10 protein-coding genes are annotated in these 22681 nt (G+C 67.6%); 5 read left to right on the top strand and 5 right to left on the bottom strand.

Translation table 11 applies throughout. The features are described from left to right. Positions 1-484: 484 nt before the first annotated feature. Complete coding sequence (locus ABT160_RS18970; RefSeq protein ID WP_351648813.1) at positions 485-1573, bottom strand: aminotransferase class I/II-fold pyridoxal phosphate-dependent enzyme; 1089 nt, start codon at positions 1571-1573, stop codon at positions 485-487. Between the two features lie 600 nt (positions 1574-2173). Here ABT160_RS18970 and ABT160_RS18965 point away from each other — a divergent pair. Both ABT160_RS18965 and ABT160_RS18960 read left to right on the top strand, forming a co-directional pair. Continuing rightward, on the top strand, positions 2174-2569 hold the full coding sequence (locus ABT160_RS18965) for a hypothetical protein (RefSeq protein ID WP_351648812.1): 396 nt from the start codon (positions 2174-2176) through the stop codon (positions 2567-2569). A 24-nt stretch (positions 2570-2593) separates the two neighbouring features. Further along, positions 2594-3820 (top strand): GNAT family N-acetyltransferase, encoded by a 1227-nt coding sequence (locus ABT160_RS18960; protein WP_351648811.1) that lies wholly within the window; start codon positions 2594-2596, stop codon positions 3818-3820. 55 nt (positions 3821-3875) lie between these two features. Here ABT160_RS18960 and ABT160_RS18955 read toward each other — a convergent pair whose 3' ends face one another. After that, a complete protein-coding gene (locus tag ABT160_RS18955; RefSeq protein WP_351648810.1) occupies positions 3876-4931 on the bottom strand; it encodes a PhlD in 1056 nt (351 codons plus the stop codon). 208 nt (positions 4932-5139) lie between these two features. After that, entirely contained in the window at positions 5140-5937 is a 798-nt protein-coding gene (locus ABT160_RS18950; RefSeq protein ID WP_351648809.1) for a helix-turn-helix domain-containing protein, read from the bottom strand. A gap of 706 nt (positions 5938-6643) precedes the next feature. On the opposite strand from ABT160_RS18950, the gene ABT160_RS18945 reads away from it, so the two are divergent. The 3 genes from ABT160_RS18945 to ABT160_RS18935 all read left to right on the top strand — a co-directional run bounded on the left by ABT160_RS18945 (position 6644) and on the right by ABT160_RS18935 (position 10835). Then, a complete protein-coding gene (locus tag ABT160_RS18945) occupies positions 6644-7678 on the top strand; it encodes a hypothetical protein (RefSeq protein ID WP_351648808.1) in 1035 nt (344 codons plus the stop codon). A gap of 929 nt (positions 7679-8607) precedes the next feature. Then, positions 8608-9882, top strand: a complete 1275-nt coding sequence (locus ABT160_RS18940; RefSeq protein WP_351648807.1) for a hypothetical protein — start codon at positions 8608-8610, stop codon at positions 9880-9882. 71 nt (positions 9883-9953) lie between these two features. Continuing rightward, the gene (locus tag ABT160_RS18935) at positions 9954-10835 is read left to right on the top strand and encodes an MmyB family transcriptional regulator (protein WP_351648806.1); all 882 of its coding nucleotides are present in this window, start codon (positions 9954-9956) and stop codon (positions 10833-10835) included. Positions 10836-11216: 381 nt separating this feature from the next. On the opposite strand, the gene ABT160_RS18930 is transcribed toward ABT160_RS18935, so the two are convergent. Then, positions 11217-13265 carry a hypothetical protein gene (locus ABT160_RS18930; RefSeq protein ID WP_351648805.1) on the bottom strand — a complete coding sequence of 683 codons (2049 nt, stop codon included), beginning with the start codon at positions 13263-13265 and terminating at the stop codon, positions 11217-11219. Between the two features lie 13 nt (positions 13266-13278). Next, positions 13279-21579: a hypothetical protein gene (locus ABT160_RS18925; protein WP_351648804.1), complete on the bottom strand. Its 8301-nt coding sequence runs from the start codon at positions 21577-21579 to the stop codon at positions 13279-13281. Positions 21580-22681: the final 1102 nt, after the last annotated feature.

Here is a 22681-nt window from a genome sequence, read left to right as displayed (position 1 = left end):
AACGGTTCCAACTTCGGGCCACGACGAGGTACCGGCACATCGGCAGAAGCAGTCATACACAAACTAACGACGGATCTCCGGCGCAGGACACTAGCGCGTCAGGGGTGCACTGCTGCCAGTGCTAGGGATGCGCCCCGTCGGTGTCGCTAGCACTGGTCTCGAGCCTATTTGCTCCGATCTCTGATGGAGGTCAGCCGTGAGCCCTCGTCCACCGCGGTGCGGATCAGCCTGAGGCGATCCCCTGCTCAAGGACCCGGCCCGGGGTACTGCCGCAGAGCTGTTGCAAACGCCCAGGTCCACGTGCCCGACTACTCCGTATTCCCGAGGTGATGAGGCTCGTCCGGACGAGGCTCGAGCACACTCTTGCCTGCGTAGAGTGTTCGTATCGTCGGCTCGTGGGCGCGTTTATGGGTGCGGGCATACGCTCGATCGATGAGGTGGAGTGCCTGCCCCAGAGTGAGTCTTGCCGTGTCGATGGTGATGATCATGCAGCTCTCTTCTCCGGGAGCGTGTTCAGCGCGTGTACGAGCGTGGCGAGCTGCTCGTCGGTGGATGGGGCGGCGAACCTGATACCGGGAATGTGGCCTCCGTAGTCGCCGAAGGACCGGACGGACACTCCGTGCTCGCTCAGGTGTTCAACTACGGGCCTTGGGTTGGGGAGATGGACGAAGCGGTAGTGCAGTGGGTGGTCGGGGCCTTGGAGGCGTGCGCGCGGCCCGAAGGCATCTCTGAGGTGGTCCTCTAGCCGGGCTGCGTCTCGGTGGAGTGCGTTTCTGGTGCCTTCCAGCCACTGCTCGTCCTGTAGTGCTGCGGCTGCCATAACGGCGTCGAGCAGCGAGAGCCGCCAGGGGTCCTGCATCTCCATGCGTACCAGGCTGAGTAGCTCTTTGCTGCGAGTCCACATCACGCCCGCGCGGGTTCCCACGATGCCGTAACTCTTCCCGGTCGAGCGCAGGACCACCAGGTTGTCGACGTCGGCGCCTACCGTGGTCAGCCCCGGGCCGTGAAGATCGACGTACTCCTCGTCCAAGATCATCAGCGACTGCGGGAAGTCAGTGCAGATGGAGATGATCTCTCCTGGGGGCAGGCACTGACCGGTAGGGTTGCAGGGATTCGAGAGCACGACCACGGATTGGCTGGCCATCGCTCGCCGCAGCCGTGTCAGCCGTCCGATGTCCGTGTCGAGCACTGCCTGCCCGGGCACGTACTGGGCTCCGTATGAGAAGAGTCGCAGAGTGTGGGTGTAGTCAGGGGTGATGACCGCGGGGCGACGACCTCTCAAAAGGCGTGCCAGGACGATCAGGAACTCGGTGACACCGCGTCCAGCGGCAAGCTCTGTGGCTGGCACCCCCAAACGGTCGGCATAGGCATCGAGGTAGGGCTCCTCACAGCCGTACGGTGGAGGGGCCAGGGCGCCCGGACTCTCAGCGAGTAGCCGCATACCTGCCTCTATGGCGCGTGGAGAGGGGCCATAAGGATTGTGGCAAATGGACAGATCGACAGTGATCTGTCCGGCGGCGTACGCACGAAGGTCGCCGCCCTGGATGCGGACTGTGTCAGGAACCGGGTGCATGCGTGGCTCGATTCGGGGGGCAGTGGCGGGTCGGCTGGACCTGCCGGTCAGATGGCTGCCACCTTGCACGACTTGCCAGGCTCCTGCCTCCTTCACTAGGGCACTGTGCCAAGCTTCGGACCGCGTGATGAGCCGGCATCCCAGGGCCTGAGTCTTCGAACCGCCCTCGCCTTCCAGCTTGTGCCGACTCGACCGGCCGCAACACCGCACGTACACCATCGGGGCAAGGTTCACCGACGAGGCACGCACCCACCACAGGCTCATCCCCGAGACGCTCCCCGCGTCTTCGCGGACCGCTGTGCGGAACGTCTTGAGTGGTAGGTGCCTCAGGGGCTGAGCGGCAGTGCGCTCACCGCAACCAGAGCCGCGAGGGCCAGGCCACACTGGCCTCTCCCGAGACAGCACAAGGCCTGCGCCGACCAAGTCCCCTACCGATACACCTGGTTGGACTGCATGCCCCGCGCGCCTGCTGATCGTGCTGGCGTTGTCACCCCGCTCAAAGGAGGAGACCGTCGTGCCACACTGACATCGGGCAGCGGCGGCACGAGCCGCCGGTACCGCCCTCTCATCACCTCCGCCGAACTGCCGGGAGCACCCCACATGGACGCCACTTCTCAGACTTCGACACCGTCGGCTCCGCGCATCGCCGAACTCGACGTAGTGGGGACACCCGAGGTCGTCAACCAGCTCCTGGAGCTGCTTTCCCAGACATCCACTGTCGTGTTCGGACCTGTGACGGAGCCCGGGCGGTTCGACAGCGTCCGTAGCCGGCTTTCGGTGATGCTGCCGTCTTTGGATGAAGCCCCTGTTGCTCCGGACGCTCGCGTGGCGCTGCAGACCATTCTGCGGCTCGACCCAGCCGCACTGGAGCACGACTCCTTCGATGCACGGCAGCGGCTTGAGGATGAAGTCAGCTTGGCCCTGGGCCATCTCCCGGGCGTGGCCGAGGCCAGCAGCCGGGTCGTCACCTTCGCATCGCGGCCCCTACTGGAGTAGAGCATGCCTGGATCATCGCCTCCGTTGGACGACGGGGGTCTCTCACTGTGGCTGACCGACTGGCACGTCCAAGGATTCGAGGGTTGGCTACCGCGTCGGATCGTAGCTCTTGCCAGCGGCCGTGCGGCGGGCCACGTCGAGTTCACCGTCCATCCCGACGGCAAGGCCCTGTCGGTGCAGCAACTCCTCGTCTACCAGGCCTTCCAGCGCCGCGGCATCGGATCGGCCATGATGGACGCTGTCTACGCGGCACACCCACAGGCATGGATCGACCACGGAAGTCGCACTCCGAACGGCATCCTCTGGTGGGACGGCTACAACGATCCGGCACCAGACCGGAACATTCACAACCGGCCACCTTTGGACTGGGCTCGCTACTTCGATCCTGTCGTGGTCTTTCGCCAGCGCGCCACGAACGCGCGCTCCAACATCGTCTACAAGCTGGACGGCCACCAGGATGCCGAGTACCGCTACGGTGAGCGCCTGGAGGGAGAGGCCGCGAGGTGGCTGTACCGCTTCCAGTCACCGCCCCTCCAGGGCCCGGACCCAACAGCCCAGGATCTCTACGCCGGCATACCGGTGCTCCTTGACCGCGGCGTCCACCTGGGCGCTCACAATGACGCCCGTGACCCGTCCGAACGAGGCCAACTAATCCTCGACGCCATAGGGCAGGGCAACCTGCCCGCTGGCGCATGCTGGCACGCCACTGAACGGGCCGCCTTCGAGGAAGTCGCCAGCAGGCAGCTCTTCGACCCCAGATCAGACCCCGCAAATACCGTTGTCGTCTTCCGCGCCCGGCTCACCAGTGGGCCAGGACACCCCGAGCCTGTCGTATCCCCCACATGGGTCCGGTACCCCGAATCGGGAGGATTCGATGTGAGTCTCTCCGGGATGTCCTGGCGCTCGACCGACACTCCGTGGAACTGCCACCGGGCGGCCTTCACCCCGCCCCTCGACGCAGCCGTGCACCCTACCTACATGCTCACGCCGAGCCCTCACTACGCACAGCGCTACGACGAGCTGGGCGACCTTCTCCCTGGTCAGCCTCCCCGCCACGGATCAGCGTCGGCAGCGGAGGACTACCTGAGCAGCCGGGTGCAGGACATCCTCGCAGCGGCCGCCATGCTGAACAACGGTGCCCAAGAACGCTTGGCGACGAAGCACTTGCCCGCACCGGCGTCGACGACTCATCAGGACCCCAGAACGCGGACTCCCGACAACCCCCGGCCCCCTCATCGGGGCATCCGCTAGATCAACCACCCCGCGGCCCGCAGAGGAGAACCGGTGGACCCGCTGCTGGCAGCGACTACCCGCCGCTTCCCACCCATGTGCCCCGCGCCGCTGCGGCAACGAAGCCTGGGCCGAACCCGACGAGGAAGCCGGTTTCCCCGCTGCGAGGCGGGTCGTCGTGTGTCCGCTCGAGGACGCGCAGGACCGCTGAGCCTCCCGTGTTGCCGTACTCGGCCAGCGTGGCCCGTGAGTGGCGCACCCCGTGTTCCGTGCAGGCACCGGCCTGTACCACTCGGTCAATGATGGTGGGGCTTCCGGGGTGGACCAGGCCGAAGTCTGCCGGCGGTTCGCCGTCCTTGAGCCAGGGCACTTGCGGAATGACGTCGGCGATCGCCCTGACCGACTCGGGGGTGGAGTCAAAGTGGTAGCCGTCCGTCTGCGCCCTCAGGCGGTAGTTCTGCTCCGTTCCCCGGCCGTCAGCCCGGTGGACGTACTCCCACGTCTCGTCGATGCGAAGGCCCGGCTGGGCGAGGGGCTCGGTGCTGACGACCGCTGCTGCCCCGCCATCACCGAATAGCAGTTTGTAGATCATGGAGGCCTTGCTGGCGTCACTGTGCTGGTAGACGGTGCTGAGCGCTTCGGCGCCGACCACCAGGACGTGGCGCCCGGGCCGCGCGAGCTGGGCGGCCAGCTTGACGGCGTGGGCTCCGCCCGCGCAGGCGAGTTGCGACATGGGCACACGTGAGGCGTCAACAGGCAGACCGAGTGAGTTGCTCACGTGCACGTCGAGGCCGGGTATGGCCAGGCCCGTCGCATGGAACGTGATGATCGTCCCGATGTCCTTCGGGCTTACGCCAGCGAGGTCCAGCGCGTGCCGGGCCGCGCGCGCGCCGAGGTCGCACACCGCCTGAACCGTCCACTCGTTACGGGTCTCGAAGCTCTGCGTGGGCCCGATCATGTGCAGTGGGCGCACGAAACGTCTCGTGTGAACGCCGATCGTTGCGTCTGCGATCCTTCGCATAGCCCGAAGATTCGGGTGGCCCGGATAGTGCGCGTCGATATCTGCGACGATCTCTTCAGTGGTCACCATGTGGGCCGCGTCAGCGAGCCCCGGGCGGTTGACGTAGGCCACCGCGCCCCCTCATTAACGTGATGCGCGACAGACTTTTTCCGTAGCGCTTGACCGGGACATTACCTTGGAGAAAGATGAGCCCGGGAGAGCGATTTGATCGATTTTCAATCCCAGTTGGCCCGCGCGTACGGGCCGGCCCGAGCCACTGGACGCGCCTGGCAGCCCCAACCGACAACGTTGCCGGACGGATGAGATGGGTTTCGCCGGCTTACGTCTTGGAGTACTCGACGATCATGAGTCTGGAGCTGGGGCTCGACAGGGGCGCCGCAGCGTACATCGTGGCAAAGCCCCGGCCTTCCAGCGCATGGTGCAGCGGTCTGCGGTGCCCGTCGGGATGGACCAGGCAGACCTTCCTGTCGTACAGGCGCATCAGGCGTGCGTCCCGCAGGACCCGCGCGTGGATGCGCTGAAGGTCAGGGTCCTCCGGGTGCGATTCGAGTGCCGCCCAGAACTCGGGAAGGACCCGCGGCCCCCACTGCACGTCCCAGTCCGTAAGGATCTCATCGCGGGCCTGGTCGGACAGAAGCATCCATTCCATCGAATTTGCGGGCGGCCGCCCGCCGGGGAACATTGCCGCGAACCGGGCGTTGTAGAGCTCGACGTTGAAGGCCGAGTCGGTGACGTACGCCATCTGCTGCTGACCGTCCAAGACTCGTTGCCAGCCCTCAGCCAGCGTCGAGGCCTTCTCAGTGTCGAGCGGAAGGACAGGCGGGTGGCCGTGCACCCAGGCGTGGACGAACATGTACTCCTCGGGCGTCAGGCACAGAAGCCTGGCGAGTGCGTGGAGGTACTCGCTGCTCGGCCGGACTTTCCCGTTCTCCACCATGTGGTAGTACCCCAGGCCGCCGCGCTCGTTGAGGGCCAGGTCGACATCCCTCTGGGTCAGTCCGCTGACCTTCGGACCACGGCGTCTGGCCACGTTCTTCCGCGCCGGCAGCCCGACGTCCTCGCGCGAGAGGACGCTGCGTCGGCTCTGCAAGATCTTCTGGTACGTGACGGCCGTCACCGTCTTCTCCCCCGCCCTCAGCCGAGTTCCATCGGAGTCACCGGCCGAGAGTTCCGCGCAGGAGCGCTGTCTGGCCAGCGGCGGCTGCCGGGTCGTGCAGGTGCTTGCATCAAGGCCCTTCCCGCTGTTTCCCGCGGCAGCGCGGGGCGTTCGGTCGGGCCGTCCTGTCGTCATCGTCGTCATATCCAACCCCCGTCACGGCGGCGCGAGGTACCTCGCAGGTGTGCGGGCACCGCTGCCCGGCCAGCCTGGGCTGACCGGGGAGCGCCGTAGAACTCGCTGCGTGAAGCTCAGTCCCAGATGGGATCCTGAAGAAGGGCCGAGTCCCAGATGGGGTCCTTCTTCGCGGCGTCCCAGATCGGGTCCTGCTTCGCGGCCACGGTGCTATGACCGCCGGCCGGACTGTGCGCGGTTGTACTTGTCACGCCTGCTCCCACTGCTGCCACAACTGCAAGGGCAGCCAGGCATGTGCGAACCAGCCTCATGGCTCACTCTTTTCTTTTCCCGTAGGTCTGCAGCTGCGCCCTGCCCGATGACGTGTTCCCCCCGTCGCGAACGACGGCACGTCAAGGCATGAAGCAGCCCTCGCACGGGTGTGCGAGATCAGATTTTCACTCTAGGTAGAGTCCCTGGTTACAGGCGCCCGGATCAAGGTTGTGAGCGCTTCGTCTATGCGAAGTTCGCCAACAGGAAGGTCCCATATACCGTGACATCGCTGCGCAATTGGGATGGCTCACAGGAGCCCTTCACGCTGACCCGGGACGAGCTGGCCGCGCTGAGGAGGATCAGCGAGGAGCCGGCCTACCTCCCCGACGACACCCCCGGGCTGAAAGGACTGTGCGACAAGGGTCTTGCCCTCGCCTACGGCTATGACCCGGGAAACCTTGACCGCCCTGACGTTCCGCCAGACGACGGCAGGTCCTTCTACTTCCCCATGCCTACGGCCCCGGTCCTCGACCAGCTCCGCCGGCAGGCGCTCGCCAAAGCCCGGGAGGTGATCCAGAACGCCGAGATGCTGACGGCCTTCTTCGACACCCTCCCTCGCCAGGCGGGCTCCGAGAACGGTATCGAGTTCATGGACGCCGGCGGGGAAGCGACGCAGATGATCATCCGTGCCATGGAGAACGCGCAGCACGACATCAAGACCGCTCAGCCTGCCTACCGCCGCCCGGACACCATGGACCAGTCGGCCAGCTTCCTGGCGGAACCCCTCTCCCGCGGTGTTGCACTGTTCGACATATACCCGCCGAACACCCAAAACCAGCCACACATGAACAAATACGTGCAAACAGTCACTGCGTACGGTCCACATGCCCAGGTCCGCAGGCTGCTGACGCCGTTTCCTCGCATCGTGATTGTCGACAAGATGTGCATCATCCAGGATCTTCGTGAGGGATCGGACGACTCTCGCGTCGCCTGGAAGGTGACCCATGAGGGCATGGTCGCCTTCATCCTCATGATCTTCGACTGGATGTGGGACATGGCAGGCCCCTGGCATGGCGACACCCCTTCCGGCCAGGGCCAGCAGACGTTCACCAATGACCGTACGCGCGCCATATTGCGCGGCATGGCAGCCCACAAGTCGTTGTCGGTCATCGCCAAGGAGATGAGGGTCTCCACCAAGACGCTCGGTAACGAGCTGGCAGCCCTCGACGCCAAGCTGGGTTTCCCCCCTGGACGCAACGACTTCCCCCGGGGCATGTGGTGGGTGACCAGCAGCGAGCAGGACATTCACCCCTAGCCGCACTCCGCTCCCCCGCAGGGCGAATTAGTTGGGTGAAAAACCTTATTAATTCCATGCCCGTTGTTAACGCACGAACGGTCAGTCAAGATGATGCCCCTGCGTCACAGCACCCTTGCTGCTAGCAGGTGCAAACAACTTCAAGTCCCGGTCCAGGGTGCAGCGACTGGGCGCAGACCGCGCCAAGGGGAGGGGAGACGAGGCCGTGTTGCCGCCGTAAGGAGTCACGAACCAGGCATGTCATGACCTGCACAAAGGCAGGTGGCCGTCCCTGGCAGGGGACGGCCACCGAGTGCCTCAGCGGAAGCAAGCACCACAAGATCATCCGACCAAGGGTGCCCAGCCACGTGGAAGAACACGTGAGCTGGCGTGGCAACCACGCAGCGCTCAGGATAGCCAGGCACGCGGTCCAGCGATAGATGCCCGGACAGCGAGCGCTGACGCCTGCTTCGCCGTGCCCAAGAGCCAGGGACCGCCCATGCCCATCGCTCGCAGCTCGACCACATCCCCCCAGCCCGGCCCTACCGCTGGGGGACCGATCCAGCTCCGGTTCTAGGACCAGTGAGCCGAGCGGCTCCAATGGCGCTGCCGCTCTGATCTAGGACTCCCTCCGCCCGCGGTCCCAGCTGGCGGAGGCATCCCGGTCCGGTAGGGAGGCCTCACTCCCCTATACCGGGCAACGGCCGATCGCGGGTTCCTCCCCGTAGATCCTGCGGAGACCTGCCCCATTCCCCGGGGCCATGGTCAGGCCGGTTGACCGGGGACGCCGCCACTCCCCCGGCGGCGTCCCCGGTCCACTCCGCACGGCTTTCGCTCGCCACGCCTAGGCACAGCTCACACCGTGATCCGGGCCTCGCGCCCCGCTCTCCGGTCATAGCCGCACCTGACCGCTCGCCCACACCACCGACTCATCCACGGAGCCCACTCTCATGACAGTCCACGCCGCCGCGATGACGCAGTCCCGCCCCGGCGTGCCGGGCGGCACGGTGGCCATCATCGCCCCCGCAGACGCAGGCGCGCGCCTGGCCCTTGAGTACCACGCGCAAGGTTGGGAATCGATCGCCGTCGCTCTTCCTGCGGATCAGTTGCCGCCACAGGCACGCTCCAGGAATGAACTCGGCGCTCTGGAGCGTGCGTTCACCCACCAGAGCATGAGACGCACGCTGAAGCGGCTGCGGGCGGCCGGCGTCACGGCTGTGGTGGCTGGCAGCGCGTGGGGGGTAGCGCTGGCCGATCGCCTGGCCGAGCAGCTGGACCTCGCGGGAAACTCGCCAGCCACATCCTGGCTGCGCAATGACCGCGGCGTCCAGGCGGCGGCTGTGCGCGATGCCGGGCTGGCCGCGCCTCGGTCCATGAGCACCACCAGCCTCATGCAGGCGCTGCGCTGGGCGGAGTTCTGCCGCCTAGGGCAGTACAGCGTCGCCTGCGCTGACACTGCGGTTCCGCTGGCCCCGGTCGTGTGCCGCTCGGAATCCGAGATCCGGCAAGCGTGGATCGGGCTTCGCGCTCTGGCACCCCGGTACACCCTCAGCACTGAGCTGGTCATCCAGGAGTACCTTCCGGGACGTCGGTACATCGTCGACACGGTCAGTGGCTCCATCGAGCAGCGCCCCGCGGTTATCGGCCTATGGCACGAGACGTACGACACCAAGGGGCTGCACCAGCGCACCGACTCGCTGTCTGACAGCGGCTTGCTGGGCCGGTCTTTGGGACGTGTCGCCCAGAAAGCCCTACCGGTGCTCGGCGTCGACGTCGGACCTGCCCGGCTGGAGGTCGTCCACACTCCTGGAGCCGGGATGGCTCTGTTGAGCGTGCAGGCGTTTCCGCAGGAGAGCCCGGCCGGCCCTCTGCCCTGCCATGCGAACGATCCGATTCGCGCTGCCGCGGTCGCAGACGTGGCCGGCCTGGTGCACCCTGTCAGCACCGCCCGCCGGTTCACCACGCGCCTCACGCTGGCCGCGAGCCGTGACGGGATCGTCGACGCAGGTGCCCTTTCGCGCCTCAGAGCGCTACCCTCCGTGGCCTACGTCTCGCCCGCCCTTACGGCGTCGGCCCCGGTGAAGCGGACGGTCGACGACCGGTCCTCGCCCGGCTACGTCATCCTGGACGGCTACGACCGCAACGCCGTCGAAGATGCCTACCGGACCATCCGTGCGCTGGAGATCACGCGCCTCTACTCAGGCACGCGCGCCTCAGTGCTGTGAACTCATCGAGGCAACCACAGTCCAGTCAGCCGGGCTTGGCCTGGGGGGACCAACGGCGCGGGGGCGACGCGATGCAGTCCGACGTTGAGCAGAATCCACTTCACTTCTCCGACGAACTCGCCGTGCAGATGCAGGCCAGCCGTCTCCACGCTTTTCTCAAGGGCCGTCGTGACCACCTGGCGCTCAGCCAGTTCGAAGTGGCTGAGCGGCTGTCCATCAGTGATCGTTCGTACGGCAGTTGGGAACGCGGGCGGGTCCGCGAGTGGACAGATGACAAGCTCTTTGCCCTGGCCAGGGCCTTGGAGATGTCCGAGTACCAGACCATGCGGCTCTTCCTGTACGCCGTTGGACGCACGCCACCGCCGCAAGCGCTGCCCACGCGCTCACATGAGAGTGACCGGTCGGTGGCAGCTTTCCTCGACGACTACGCAACGGTCCTTGACGCTCTGTCTCTGCCGACCTTCGTCATCGACGCCAGTTGGCAGGTCCGGATGACCAACCGGGCCTATCGCGAGCTCTTTTGCCATGTGCCTCACCATCCGTCAGCCCTGCCGACGGCGAACTTTCTGCGGTTCGGGCTTCTGCACCCGGCCGCGCCAACGATGCTCGTGCAGTATCGAGAGTGGCGGCTCGCGATGCTCGCGCAGCTCGCATCTGGCCTCGAACGCTCCGACAGCAACGCTGGGCTTCAGGCCATTCGCCGTGAGGTACACGCACATCCCGACCTGCGTGACGTCTACCTCTACGCCATGCCCGACTGGCTGCTGGGGTCAGGTTCAGATCTGATTCATTACGAGAGCGCGACGCTCGGCGTGCGCCACCCCAATCCACGCATGGGACTGCAGCGCTGCCGGCTGGTCGAAGAGACGCCTCGCTCATTGCAGGCACTGGGACTGACCCGCCTCACGCTGGTTCTCCTGCCCCTGGGCGAAGCACCCGTGGGCCCAGCCTGAGGCCTGGCACCGCCGGGGCTGCGTTGCGTGTTCCCTTGCGGCCGCGCGCTCCTTCGTGAAGGTACTGGCGGGCCGCAGGGAATCGGCCGCGTACGGCGGCCCGAAGCGGTGCCGCTCCCGCCCCAGGTCGAGGGGAGCGGCACCGGGGGTCAGCGGATGCCCGTGCGGGAGTGGCCAGGTAGCCGTGCGTAGTGATCGCCCTCGCCTGGAGGGGCTACCTCCTGGTGTGCCTCGGCCTGGGCTTGATGCTCTTCAAGCCGCGCCCTCATGGCGGCAGCGGCCTTCCTGGTCTGCCGTTCGGCTTCCTGTTCGCGCAGTCGCGCCTGGCGGCGGAGTTCCTCCAGCCGTGCCTGGTCCATGCCATGCATCCTCTCGTCCGGATCAGCGGATTCCCGTTCCCACGTTCTCCTGGGCTTGCCGGGCGTTGTGGTGCGCCTCGTCCGCGCCTGGCTTCCCGAGGGGCGCGCTCACGGGAGGTGCTGGGTGTGCGGCAGCGCGGGCTGCGGTCCCTTCCTTCAGCTTCTGGCTCGCCTCCAGAAGCCGCCTCTCCTGTCCCGCGAGCGGCCCGGCTGGGGCGGCTGCGGGCTGCTCCGTGGTCGGGGCCGGCCGGGCGGAGAGGTTGCCTGGATGGCGTCGCTCGGCTGCGCGGTTTCGACGCGGCAGCTCGGCCGTGGATGCCGTAGGGTCCGGTGCCCCAGGGGAGGGCATGGGTGCTGATGGGGCCGTCTTGTGGGCAGGGCCCGCGGGCCACGGGGGACTGGGCAACCGGGGACCCGGGTCGACGTAGTTCTGTCGTGCGAGTAGGTCCGGCAGGCGTTGTTCGAGCGTGTCCAGTCTGCGCAGGAGGTCCCTGCGTGAGGAGACAAGGGTCGCGCGTGGCATGAGTCGGCGGGGAGGGCCGACGACGTCGAAGGACTGCAGCACGTCGAGGACTCGTTCGGCCTGTGCGTGGGTGAGGTTGAGCTCTGCTTTCTCGCTCAGTGCGAACGGTGCGGCGAGGGTGCGTTCGCTGACCAGGTGTGCGGCCACCGCGCGAACCTGGTCAGCGCTGATATCGGCTTCTCTGGCCTCGGCGGTGAGCGAGAGCGGACCGGCAATCTCCTCGGCAAGGTGGTCGGCGGCGCTGTTCAGAAATGGTGCGTCTGCCGCGTGAGGCTTCTTCTTGGCCTGGCGCCGCAGCGCGTCGATGAGCTCGAGGCGTGTCTCGATCGGTGTGCCGGTCTGCATCCCGGCGACGACGTTGGAGGGCGGGTACGTGTGTCTGCCGAGCGGGTAATATCCGGCGCCGTTGTTGCCGGGTTGCGCGAGATCTCTCGTGGCTAGCAGATTGCGGATCTGCAGCGCTAGGCGGTCCTCCGGCCGCAGGTACTTCGAGCTCAGCTCCTGTACGGTCCTGTGATGCTCCTCGAAGGATGATTCCAGGTAGCGATTCGGGCGCTGCTCGTAGTGGCCCAGGTCCCGCTGTTCCTCTGGGCCAAGGGAGCCGCGCATGCGCTCCAAGCGCTGTTCTGCGTGGTGGAGGACCACGGCGGCGATGGTGCGGCGCGCGGTGTTGCCGTGGCCTTGGGCGTCGTAGCGGCGCATGACGGTCCGGGCGATCCCCGCGATCATCTCCATGCCGCGCAGCTGGGCGGTCTCCACCAGGCCGTGCAGGCGCACGTCACGTGTCAGGCGATGTCCGGCTCGCCGGGCCCGCTTGTTCATCTCGGTCAGGGCAGTCATGAGGTGCGACGCTTCGGCGAGGTCCGCGGAGAAGGTGGCACCGATGGTGAGAGCGTCCCTCAGCTGCGGGTCGTCCCTTTTTTCCAGGGCGAGGGCGTCTTCGGGTGCATCTGCCTCTGCCTTGCGCAGTTGCCTGTTGAGTTGGTGGACATGCGCCATCAGGAGCCGGGGATTGTCGAGGGCTTCTGCGGAGCCTAGACCTGCGGCTCGTACCGCGAGGTCCTCGGCGATCCGGGTAAGAGCACGCATGGACTGCCCACCTGGCGTGTGGTGCTGCTCCCACTTGTTCAGGTGCGCGCCGACCTTGGCTGCGTGGCGTGCGATGAGGCTGGCCGCCAGGGTCGTGATCTTAGCTGTGTGGATGGCTGTCTGGGGGGTGGTCTTCGCCTGCTCGTTGAGGCGTGTCAGAACGCCTTCGACCTGCTGGTGGATGTCGAGAATGGCGCGCCAGTCGGGGCTGCTGTAGTAGAAGGCCTGGTTCTCTCGTGCCGCGGTCATAGCCGTTTTGAGCGCTGCGAGATCGCGTGGTGCTGCTTCGGGAGGTGTGTCTGCGGCATCCAGTGCCCGGGCGCGGCGCAGGCCGCGTCCGAGGTTCGTCAGGCGTGCGTAGGATTCGAGCGCCTCGGCGTTGATGCCGGCGGAGTTGTCTGGGGACAGCTTCGGCGGGGGTGGGGTGGCCTCGGGCTGTAGTGCGGGGGGTGTCGTCATCACGGTCTCCGCGTCAGGGCTGGCTGGGGGCGAGTGAGGTGGCCTGGCCGGCTGCAAGGGAGTTGTCTGCGGCTTCCTGGTGCGCGTGCTTCCGGACGCGGGCGGTGGAAGGGGCGTCGGCGGAGGCGCTACCGCCCGCGGTCACGCTGCGGGCTTCCTTGTCGGCGAGGATCTTGTCGATGAGCTGGCGCAGCCGGGCCTCCGTGTGCTCGTCGACGCCGGCTTCCGCACCGTGGGCGTTCTTCAGGGCGCGTTCCTTGGCCGACGACGCCGTGGCGGGTGTGGCGCTGGGGATATGCGGGGCAGTTCGCGAGGGCGGTTGGCTGAGAAGGCTGTCGATGTCGCTGGGGCGGGCCATGACGGTGCGTGGTGCGTCGGCGCGGTACGGGCCGAGGATCTGTTGTTGCTCAAGGCCGTGCAGGAGGCGGTCGGCCTGCTCGCAGGTGATGTTCATGGCACGGCGCAGGGTGAGTGGGGAGGCGTTCTCGTGGGCGGTGACGGTCAGGGCGGCCTGCCGCAGCTGGTCGCGGGAGATGGGAGTGTGCGGGGTGTTCTCGGTGGGAGCCGATCCGATCAGGCGTTGCTGGTAGGCCCAGGCCACCCCGCTGAAGAGATCGGCGGTGGGTTCGTAGGGGTTAGCGTCCTCGCCGGTGTGCGGGTCGGTGTCCCGCAGTTCTGCGACGCGCGCGGAGAGCCGGGTCAGCAGGAGCTCGTGGGCGGCGATCAGATTCGGGACGGGGGGAGCTCCCGCGACCAGGCCGTTGTCCGGCAGGAAGTCTGCCGCCGGAGGCTGACCGTTCAGCTGTTCGTAACGGGCGCGCCACCGTGCCCGGTTGATGATCCACTGCTGCTGAAGGTCGCCGCGGGCGGCGAGCGTGGTGGTGGGGGAGGCCATGCGACGTTCGAGGTCGCGTTCGATGTGGGCGTGATCCTGCATACGCCGGTCGGTGCCGGCTGCGATCGGCCGCGCCTCCAGGTGCAGGCCCCGCAGGCGGGCAATGGCACGCTCCAGGCGCTGACCCACTGCGGGAAGGCGCATCTTGGTGGCAACGGTGGCGAGCCCTTCAAGGACCCGGACGACGCACCGCTTGGCCCGGTTCATCAGTTGCTCACCGCCCAGGCCGTGCAGCCGACGCAGTGCGGGTTCCTCGGCATCCAGCTGGGCCACTAGGTCAACGATGTTCTCGTAGACGGTGCCGGGCAGGCCGATTGAGTACGGGCGGATGGCTGCGAGAGCCTCGTGGGCGCTGTGGTGGGCGACTGTGAGATCGGCCGCCAGGGGTGTGCCGTCTGGGGCCGGGAGTGTCGCGGCATCCCGGGCGATTTCGTCGAGCTTGGCTTTCTCCTGCTTGAACCCTGCCTCAAGGTCGGCCCAGGTCTGCTGGACGGCCTCTTCCTGAATCCAGGATCCGTCGTTACGCAAGACCCAGATGCGGCCGTCGGCCGCCAAGAGGTCCAAGGCAAGGTCCGGGTGCCCGGCGGTATACGCGGACAGGGCCTGCTCAGCCCGTCGCCGGGGCACCACCGGGTTGCCGTCAGGCCCCTTGGCGAGTGTGTCGAGGAGGTCGGCGAGCTGGTCGGGATTGGGCCTGGCCTGGTATGTCAGCGGCAGGATACTGCGCACTGCGGCCCGCCAGGTCGGGCTCAACGGAGCACCGAGGACACCGGCGACCTGCGCGGCCCGCCATTCTATGGCTGCCAGGAGGTCCGGTCCGCTCATCTTGACAAAGCGGCTGTACGACATGCGCAGTGAGTCGGAGCGGTCCGTCCCGAGCCAGACCACCACGGTGGGATCTTCGCTGGTCTGGTCGTCTCCCGAAGTGCTGAGCTCGATGCCGTGGACGGTGCCGAGTTTCCGTGGGTGGGGTAGTCGGTCTGGTTCGGGGCTCTCGGTGGTGTGCTGACCGAGGCGTTCATGTACGGCCGCTTGGAGGGCGTATGCCGCGATGGTGCGGTTGGTGTACTCGGCGGGCTGTCCGTCAACGGGCGAGGGCAGGACCAGGCTCAGCGTCACGTTGGCGGCTGCGGGGTCTGACTCGCTCGCGGGCATCTCAACCGCGCCCGAGGGAGTGATCGGGCTGGTGCCTGCGGGCCACTGTCCACGTCCGGGGCGTGTGTCCTGTGCGCCGGAGGGTGCTGGGGGCCGGTCCTGGGAGCCGGACTGACGGCTGCGGACGATGGGGTCGTCTGCGAAGTACCCGGCTGGATCGGAGGCGAGCAGGTCCAGGGCGTGCTCGTAGACCTCGGTCTCGTAGTCCTGGTCATGCTTGCCGGTTCCCAGCAGCACCGCCGTGGCGGTCATGGGTCCGGGGATGCCCCATTGCTGGTGGAGTCGTTTCGCCCAGGTGAGCGCGGCCTGTTGCAGGGCCGAGGCGTCTTCGGGCGCTGTGGTCTGCACTGCCTGGTGGATGAACCGGGCTGCCTCGGTGGCGAGGAAGCGTGCACGCTGGCGGTGCTTGGCGGCGTCGACGCTGTGGCTGGCACGTTCGGTGTCGTCTGCGTGATTCATGAGGACCGCCTCGACCGTGGCGTCCAGCAGCGGGCGGGCTTGTTCCAGAGCGCGCAGAACAGGTGTGGCTCCGTCGCCGTTGGTGGCGACGCCTTTCTCCCAGAGGTTCGCGGCGTCGTTGGCACCCTCTGCGGTAGTCACCGTCGTCGGTTCGGCAGCCGCGGCCAGCATGTGCCATTTGTCGAGCAGGACCTTCCGGCCGCTCGCGTCCGCGTCGAGGAAGGCGATGTGCGGCCGGGGGGTGGGGGTACCCAGGCTTCGCAGGGCGGTGAGCTGGCGTTCGGTGAACGCGGTACCCATCGGAGCGCCTGCCACAGGCCGCTGCTCGATGGGGAGGGTGGCTGCCGCTCGCGCGACTGCGATCACGTCGAGGTATCCCTCAACGCTGACCCGGGGACCGTTGCTTTGTGCCAAGGATGCTGCCTGGGCAGGGTGGTAGAGCCCGAAGACGAGCTCTCGCTTGTGGAACAGGGGCGCGTCGTTGGAGGTGTTGAAGTACTTGGGTCCCCCGCGTTCCTTCGCCTGTTCTTCCGTTTCGCCGGGCCGGTCGACGCGTCGCCCGGCGAAGCCCACGATGTCCTGGTTCTCGTCGTGGATCGGGAACATGATCCGGTCGTGGAAGGTGTCGATGAGCGTGCCGCGGCTGCTCGTGGTGGCCAGGCCTGCCTGGGCTAGTTCCTCCTTCGTGAAGCCTCGGGACAGCAGCTCGCGTATCAGCACGTCCCAGCGGCCGGCACCACGGTCGGAGGGAGCGTAGCCGAGCCCCCATTCCTCAAGCACTGCTGCGGGAAGCTGCCGTTGGCCGGTCAGGTAGACGCGGGACAGCTCTGCGTGGGGATCCATGCGCAGTCGGTCCGTGAAGATGTCGGCGGCCGCGCGGTTGGCTTCGACCAGCCGCGCGCGTGGCACGCTGGTCTCGGCCGCTTCGGCAGCGTGCAGAGCGCGTTGACCGACGTGGGGGGTGTGCTGGAAGTCGATGCGATAGGCAGCAAGCTGCGGGTCGGTGTGCTGGCGCAGTGCGGCGTTCAGGTAGGTGCGGAGGTTCGCTGCGACTTCGCGGTCGCGTTCGGCAGTGCCGCTGGTCTCCAAGGTGATCATGATGGCGTCGGTGGCGGTCAGGGCTCCCGCGGCGTCCAAGGCGACGTCGGCTTCGGCCAAGGCGGCACGGACCAGCGCGGTGATCTCGCCGACGGGGTCCGTCGCGGTCGTCGCGGCTGCCCTCCCAGCAGAGCGTCCGCTCAGACTTTCACCGGATTCACGTGCCTGTGTGCCCTTCGCGGAGGTGTGCTTGACCGGGTCTGCAGGCGGGTGGCCTACCGGCGGTGTGAGGGCCTCTTGCCCAGCGTGCCCAGGGGAACCCGGTTGTGTCGTGGAGGTTGGAGCAGTGGCCGTCGTGGCCGAGACGGCCGCCGGGAGAGAGCCGGCAGCCGGCGGCGGGCTCTGCTGCGATGTGCTGGCCTCGCCGGCTGTTGCCTCAAGGAGCGTTGGCGCGGTGGCGGCTGCCGGCGCTTCCTGGCGTGAGAAGACTGGCGTGGCCTGTTGTGCCAGCTGGTGCGCGTAGTCGAGCAGAGCACGGTTACCGTCATCGCTGCTGTTGAGCCACCTGGTCACAGCGTCGAGCAGCCGTCCCGGCTCGGCTTGCAGCAGCTCTTCGCGGCTGATAGCGACGGCCCGGGGAGCGCCTTCGGTGTCGGGCGGGGTCAGGCCCAGGTAGAGCGTGTTGCTCCCGTGGACCATGGCGTACACGGGACGGCCGTGGATGTGAACGATCGGGCCGACGCCGGCACGCATTCCTGCCAGATGTTCCCGCAAGTGGTGGAGCAGGCGCGGCGCAGCTTCCTCGCGGGTGAAGAGGACCTCCTCACCCGAGACTTCGAGGATGGGAAGCTCGAACTCTTCGTCCAACTCCCCATCCATCGGAGCAGCTTCCTTCACCGTCTCGGGGGTCGGTTCGGTGGTGACTGTCGCTTCGCCGGGCTCCGGGGAGATCTCTCGGATGCGCTCCGCGAGGTACGCACCGAGCTGCACCCCTGCGCCGGGCTGGGTGAACTCAAGGAACCGTCCCTCTGCGGCTCGTTCTTGCAGACCCCGGAGCAGTTCAACGTGGGTGGCACCCGCGGCACGGTCGAAGAACGACTTCGCCACGGTCATCTGTACGCGCCGGATGTGGTGATCCAACCTGGCCGTCAGATGGCGGGTTTCGCCGCTGTCTTCCGTGCTAGAGCGAAGGGCGGCCTGCAAGGTGAGCAGGGCCGACAGATCGGCGACTCCGGGGGCAGCGACCTCAATGACGCCGGTCGCTGCCTGGGCCGCGGCTGGGGTGCGGGCCAGCCATGCTTGAAGTTGCTCGAGCTCGTTGAGCAGGGCGTGACGCGATGCGGAGTAGGTGTCGGCGTCGGGGTACGGGGTGGGAGTTTCCTCATGATGTGCCTGGTCGGCGGCTGAGCCATGCTGGCTGGCGGCGACCTGCCGGGCCTGGCCGGCGCTGGGGGGAACGCTGGTGGCCACGGTGTCCTCCTGACGTGCGGCGGCCGGTTCGGAGTGCGGATCAAGATCCGGGGCCGCCGCGGCGGTTCCTGGCTCCGGCTGGTACGTGGCTGGCTTCCTTGCGGCACTGGTCGTCTGCGGGGTGGCGGCCGGGCTTGCAGGTGCACGGATACCGGACGCGGGGGTGGGGGTGCCGTGCCCGGTTGAGGGCATGGAAGTCGTGGCGCTGCCTTCGCGTGAGGGCGGCGCCGGCTCCGGCGCACCGGGGAAGGTCGCAGCGTTTGGATGCTGCTGTTCCCGCGCCGGTGTCGGCTCACGGGTCGCACCCTGGGCTCCGGTGCTGCCGTGCCGGTGCTGAGGGGATGGGTCTGTCTGTCCGGTGCCGGACTGCTCGGGGGCGGCTCGGTCTGAATCCTCATGCCGATGTGCCCTCTGGCGAACACCGATGGTGTCAGCGGGCGCGGCGCCGGCGGGGGGTGTGCTGTTCCTGCCGGTCGTGTCACCGGTGGCCGCGGTCAGGTCATCGGCAGCGGGGGCTGCGACCGGCGGGTGCGGTGGGACGGTGAGTTGACGCTCGTGCGGGTGTCCGGTGTCCAGCTCGAGGGACGATGCGGCGGCGGGGACCGGCTGGCTGCCGGTTCCGGGGACCGGTGTGGTGGCCGTGGCCGCCTGGGCGTTGTGGTCATCGGGGTCCGCGGGCGCCATGGGCGAGAAAGGCATCGGCCGGGGAGCGACGCTGCGCCAGGTGGCGCGTCGGGCTGCCGCCTGGTCGACCGTGTCGGTGTCGCCCAGCGCGTACCGGCGCAGGGCATTGGCTACCGACTGGGCGGCGTCGGCCACGCTTTCCGCAGCAGGCAGGTACGGATACTGAAACTTCGTCTTGCCTAGCGGTACATGCGGCCCGGTCCACCCGGCAGCGTCTTCCAGGACGTCGACGATGGATGTGGCATCAAGGCCGAGTGCCTGTGTGTGTTCCAGGACGGCTAAACAGTAACTGATCACGATGCCGCGCACGCGAATGTGATAGATGTCGTCCGACTGCGAACCTTGAGCGGTCTCCCACTGCGGGCTGCGCACTTTGCTCACGTAGTGCTCGGTTGCTTTTCTTCCCTCCGCCTCAAGGGCGTCACGCAGGTTCTGCACGGCACGAGAGGCGTACCCATGGGTGACGGGGTCGCTGAGTTTCTCCAGTGCCGCAGCGGCGTTCTCATCGAACTGGGCAAGAGGGTACTGGCGGGTCCAGGTGGTGGCGTGCTCGCGTCCTGCCGCCATGACCGCGACGTCGCGGGCGGTCGAGCGTGTGGCGCGTTCTGCCGCCTCGGAGCCCATGGCATAGGCGTTTCGCGTGCTTTCCTGGGTCGGAGTTCCCCACTGCGCGTACCAGTGCTTCGCCAGCGGGGCGGGTGCTGGCGGGTACGGTGTGCGCGCTGTGTCCTTGACTCCGGTCAGGGGATACAAGGGCGTGTAGTCAATGGGTGGAAGAGGGGCCTGCTCAACCGTGGGAACGTCTCGGGGTACACCGGGAAGGGGCTTCCCGTGCTTGATGTACCAGGCATATCCGAGGGCAGCCAGCTGAATCTGTTCACCGACTCGCTCAGCCAGGCCTTCGTTGAGTACGGCGATGATGCGCTGCGGGGAACTGACAGGCCGGACGAAGCGCCGTGGAACACGCTCCAGGAACTGATCGTCGACTGCGGTGATATTGCCGCGCACGACGTCGTCGAGGATCCTATTGCGCCAGAGGGAGTACCGCGGGACGTCATCGGCCGGCGCGCTCTCGGGAGGTTCGGCAGGCTGGCTGGCAGCAACTGGTTCGGGCACGCTGAACAGCGCCGTCTGTTCTGAGTCATCGGTCTCTGAGGTGCCACCGAGGCGGCTCGCGGTCAAACCAGGAGAGTCCGTATCCGAAGGGGGCGGAGCTCCATTGTTCGGGAGCCTCTGCGGGGGCAGCCGCCGCTTCGCGCTGGCTGGTGGATTAGCTGATGGACGCAACAGATCTGCGTCGTCGCCTCCGAGTTGTGTGCTTCCTTCGCCGGGGGCACCCGCGGCTTCGCTTTCGGCCTGTGCCGCACCTCGAGCCGCACTGACAGGCGTTGCTGATCCGGTCTCGGACGCCCTCAAGCCTGCAGAAATCGGCGCGGTCGATGGCTCCGTAGAAACACCCACGTCGAGAGCGCTGTCCTGCGGCGGACCGAGCGCCACCGTTTCTTCCGCTTCCTGAGGCCGGGCCGTGTACGTGTCGTCGATCCCAGAGCTGTCGTACCCGTCTCCGGGAGCCATGGCTGCCCAGCTCCACAACCGTCGGGCCAGTTCCACCACGTCAGCATGCCGGTCGGTGTCGTGCACCGTGACCGAAGGAACTTCAGCGGCGTTCAGAAGTACCGGCTTGGGCCGCTTCAGCAACGTCCGCAGGTCGAGGGGTGGCAGGCGCCGGGCCGCACGCTTGCGCTCCTCCATGTTCATCCACGGTCGCCGAGACGCCGCGAATCGCGCATCGTAGGCAGCGGCCGCGTCCGCGTGAAGCCCTTCCGGGTACAAGGTCGCGAGGTACAGGACCTCCCGCCCCATTATCGAGGGGCGTAAGGAGGTCCACGCGCCCTGGGACGTGCCGACGCGGAGAAAGCCGCCTTCTCGCAGCATCGCGATGCGGGCACCGTCTACCTTCCGCCCAGCTACGACGCCGACATCGGCTGGTCTCTTGAACAGCCGCGCAAAGCCAGTCTCGTCCAACCACAGGCGTCCCTGCTGCGCGTGCGCCATGTCCGTGGCCAGTGCAGGCCACCAGCCCAGGCCCGGAACCTTGTCCTCGGCGTCCCACCGGGCCTTCCTCAGATTCTCGCGCCCGATGCTGTCCAGGCGAGTCAGGAACGTCAGTTCCCGTTCTTCCTCCTCGTTCAAGCGCTTAAGGTCTACTTCGAGCTCCTGGCGCGCCTGTGCCTGCTCGGTCCGCTCGGCTGCGGGCCGGAGCCCAGCGATCACCTCCAGCAGAGCCTCGGCACTGGTGGCCACCCCAGCGGCCCGCTGGGTCTCCACCGCCGCCCGGACAGCTGCGATGACGTGGTACTCCAGCTGTGTCCTGGCTCCTTCGGCGGCCTGCTCCTCTGCCAGCTGATGATGGCGTTCCGCCTCGAGCCAGGGGCGGTGGGCGGCGAACATGACCGCCTCAAGACCCTCCTCGTTGCGCTTCGAGGACCGTGCCGCGGCATGCTGCGCTCCGTCAGCCGCCTGGCCAGCGAGCTCAACTGCGCGTCTAGCCACGTCCATGAGCGCGGCAATGTGCTCTTCTGCGCTGAGATCCTGTGGCCGCTCAACCTCCAACGAGGTCGCTCCGGTGACTGTGCCGGTGAGCGAGTGTGTGGACGTCCTCTCTGGAGACTGCGGCTCGGCGTCCGGGTGCCGGGAACCCGGCAGCACCTTGTCCTCCCCTGTCGCCCCCAGTTGAGCTGGCTTGGCTGGTCGCGACGGCTCCTGCTGGCGCCCTGCCTCGCCCGCCAGCGGCAGCACTTCCTCCTCGTCCGGCCGCGAAGTGCGACGCCCGGGTATAGCGCGCCCCGGCGGGACACCAGTGGGTTCCTTCCCGGATGTGGGCTGGCTCAGCATGCCGGGATCACCCCGCGCGTCGGCCGCCGTCCCCTGGCTACTAGCGGCCCCCTGGCCGTGCCCGGCAGCGCGAGTTGATCCTTCTACTCCACGTTCCTTCGCCCGCCCCGTTCCGGGAATCCCACCGATGTCCAGCGGACCGGAAGTGGATTCCTGCTCAAGGGTGAGCGCACGAGTCTCGTCATCTGCCGCCGCCCCACCGGAGCTGGGCATAGGGACTATCAAGCCGGCGGTCGGTTCCTCCGGCGACGTCCCACCGTGGGGACTCGGGGACAGCTCGCCCGGCTGCGCAGGGAGCGGGCCCGCCCTGCGACGGGCATCCGTGGCGTCGACGGTCTGTGCTGGAGCGGCTGCGGAGTCAGTCCCGGCCGGCGGCTGGTCTTGCCTCGCCTCCACGGCTCCGGGCGAAGAGTGCACAGACCGCTCCGCCGATTCCGGCCCGTCCAGCAACTGAGGGCCCTGGTAGATGCTCGGCGAGCCCTGAGAGGTCGGACCGACGCCCGCGGCTGCTTCCCAGTCCTCGCTGGGTCCAGTTGGGGATACGGCCCCAGCAGAGGGCTCGGGTACGGCGGTGGCCTCGGGTGACGGAGGTTGTGGTGTGTCCTCGCTGCTCCCCCCGGCAGTCTCCGCCGCTGGTAGTGCCAGGGCCGCCTGCTCCTCCCGGGCGCCGGGCTCGCCGGCGGGCAATGCTCGACCGTGCTGACTGGCGGCGGCTTCAGGTGCGAGCACGCGCGGCAGGTCGTCCTCCTCCGCCCAACCACTCCCCACCACAGGCAACAGCCCCGCAGAAGGCCCTCCCGGCAGACCGGTCGCCAGCGCT

The sequence above is a fragment of the Streptomyces sp. NPDC001941 genome (assembly GCF_040296945.1).
Taxonomy (GTDB): Bacteria; Actinomycetota; Actinomycetes; order Streptomycetales; family Streptomycetaceae; genus Streptomyces.
Note: the sequence above shows the minus strand (reverse complement) of the source record. Positions and strands in the feature narration are given on the sequence as shown.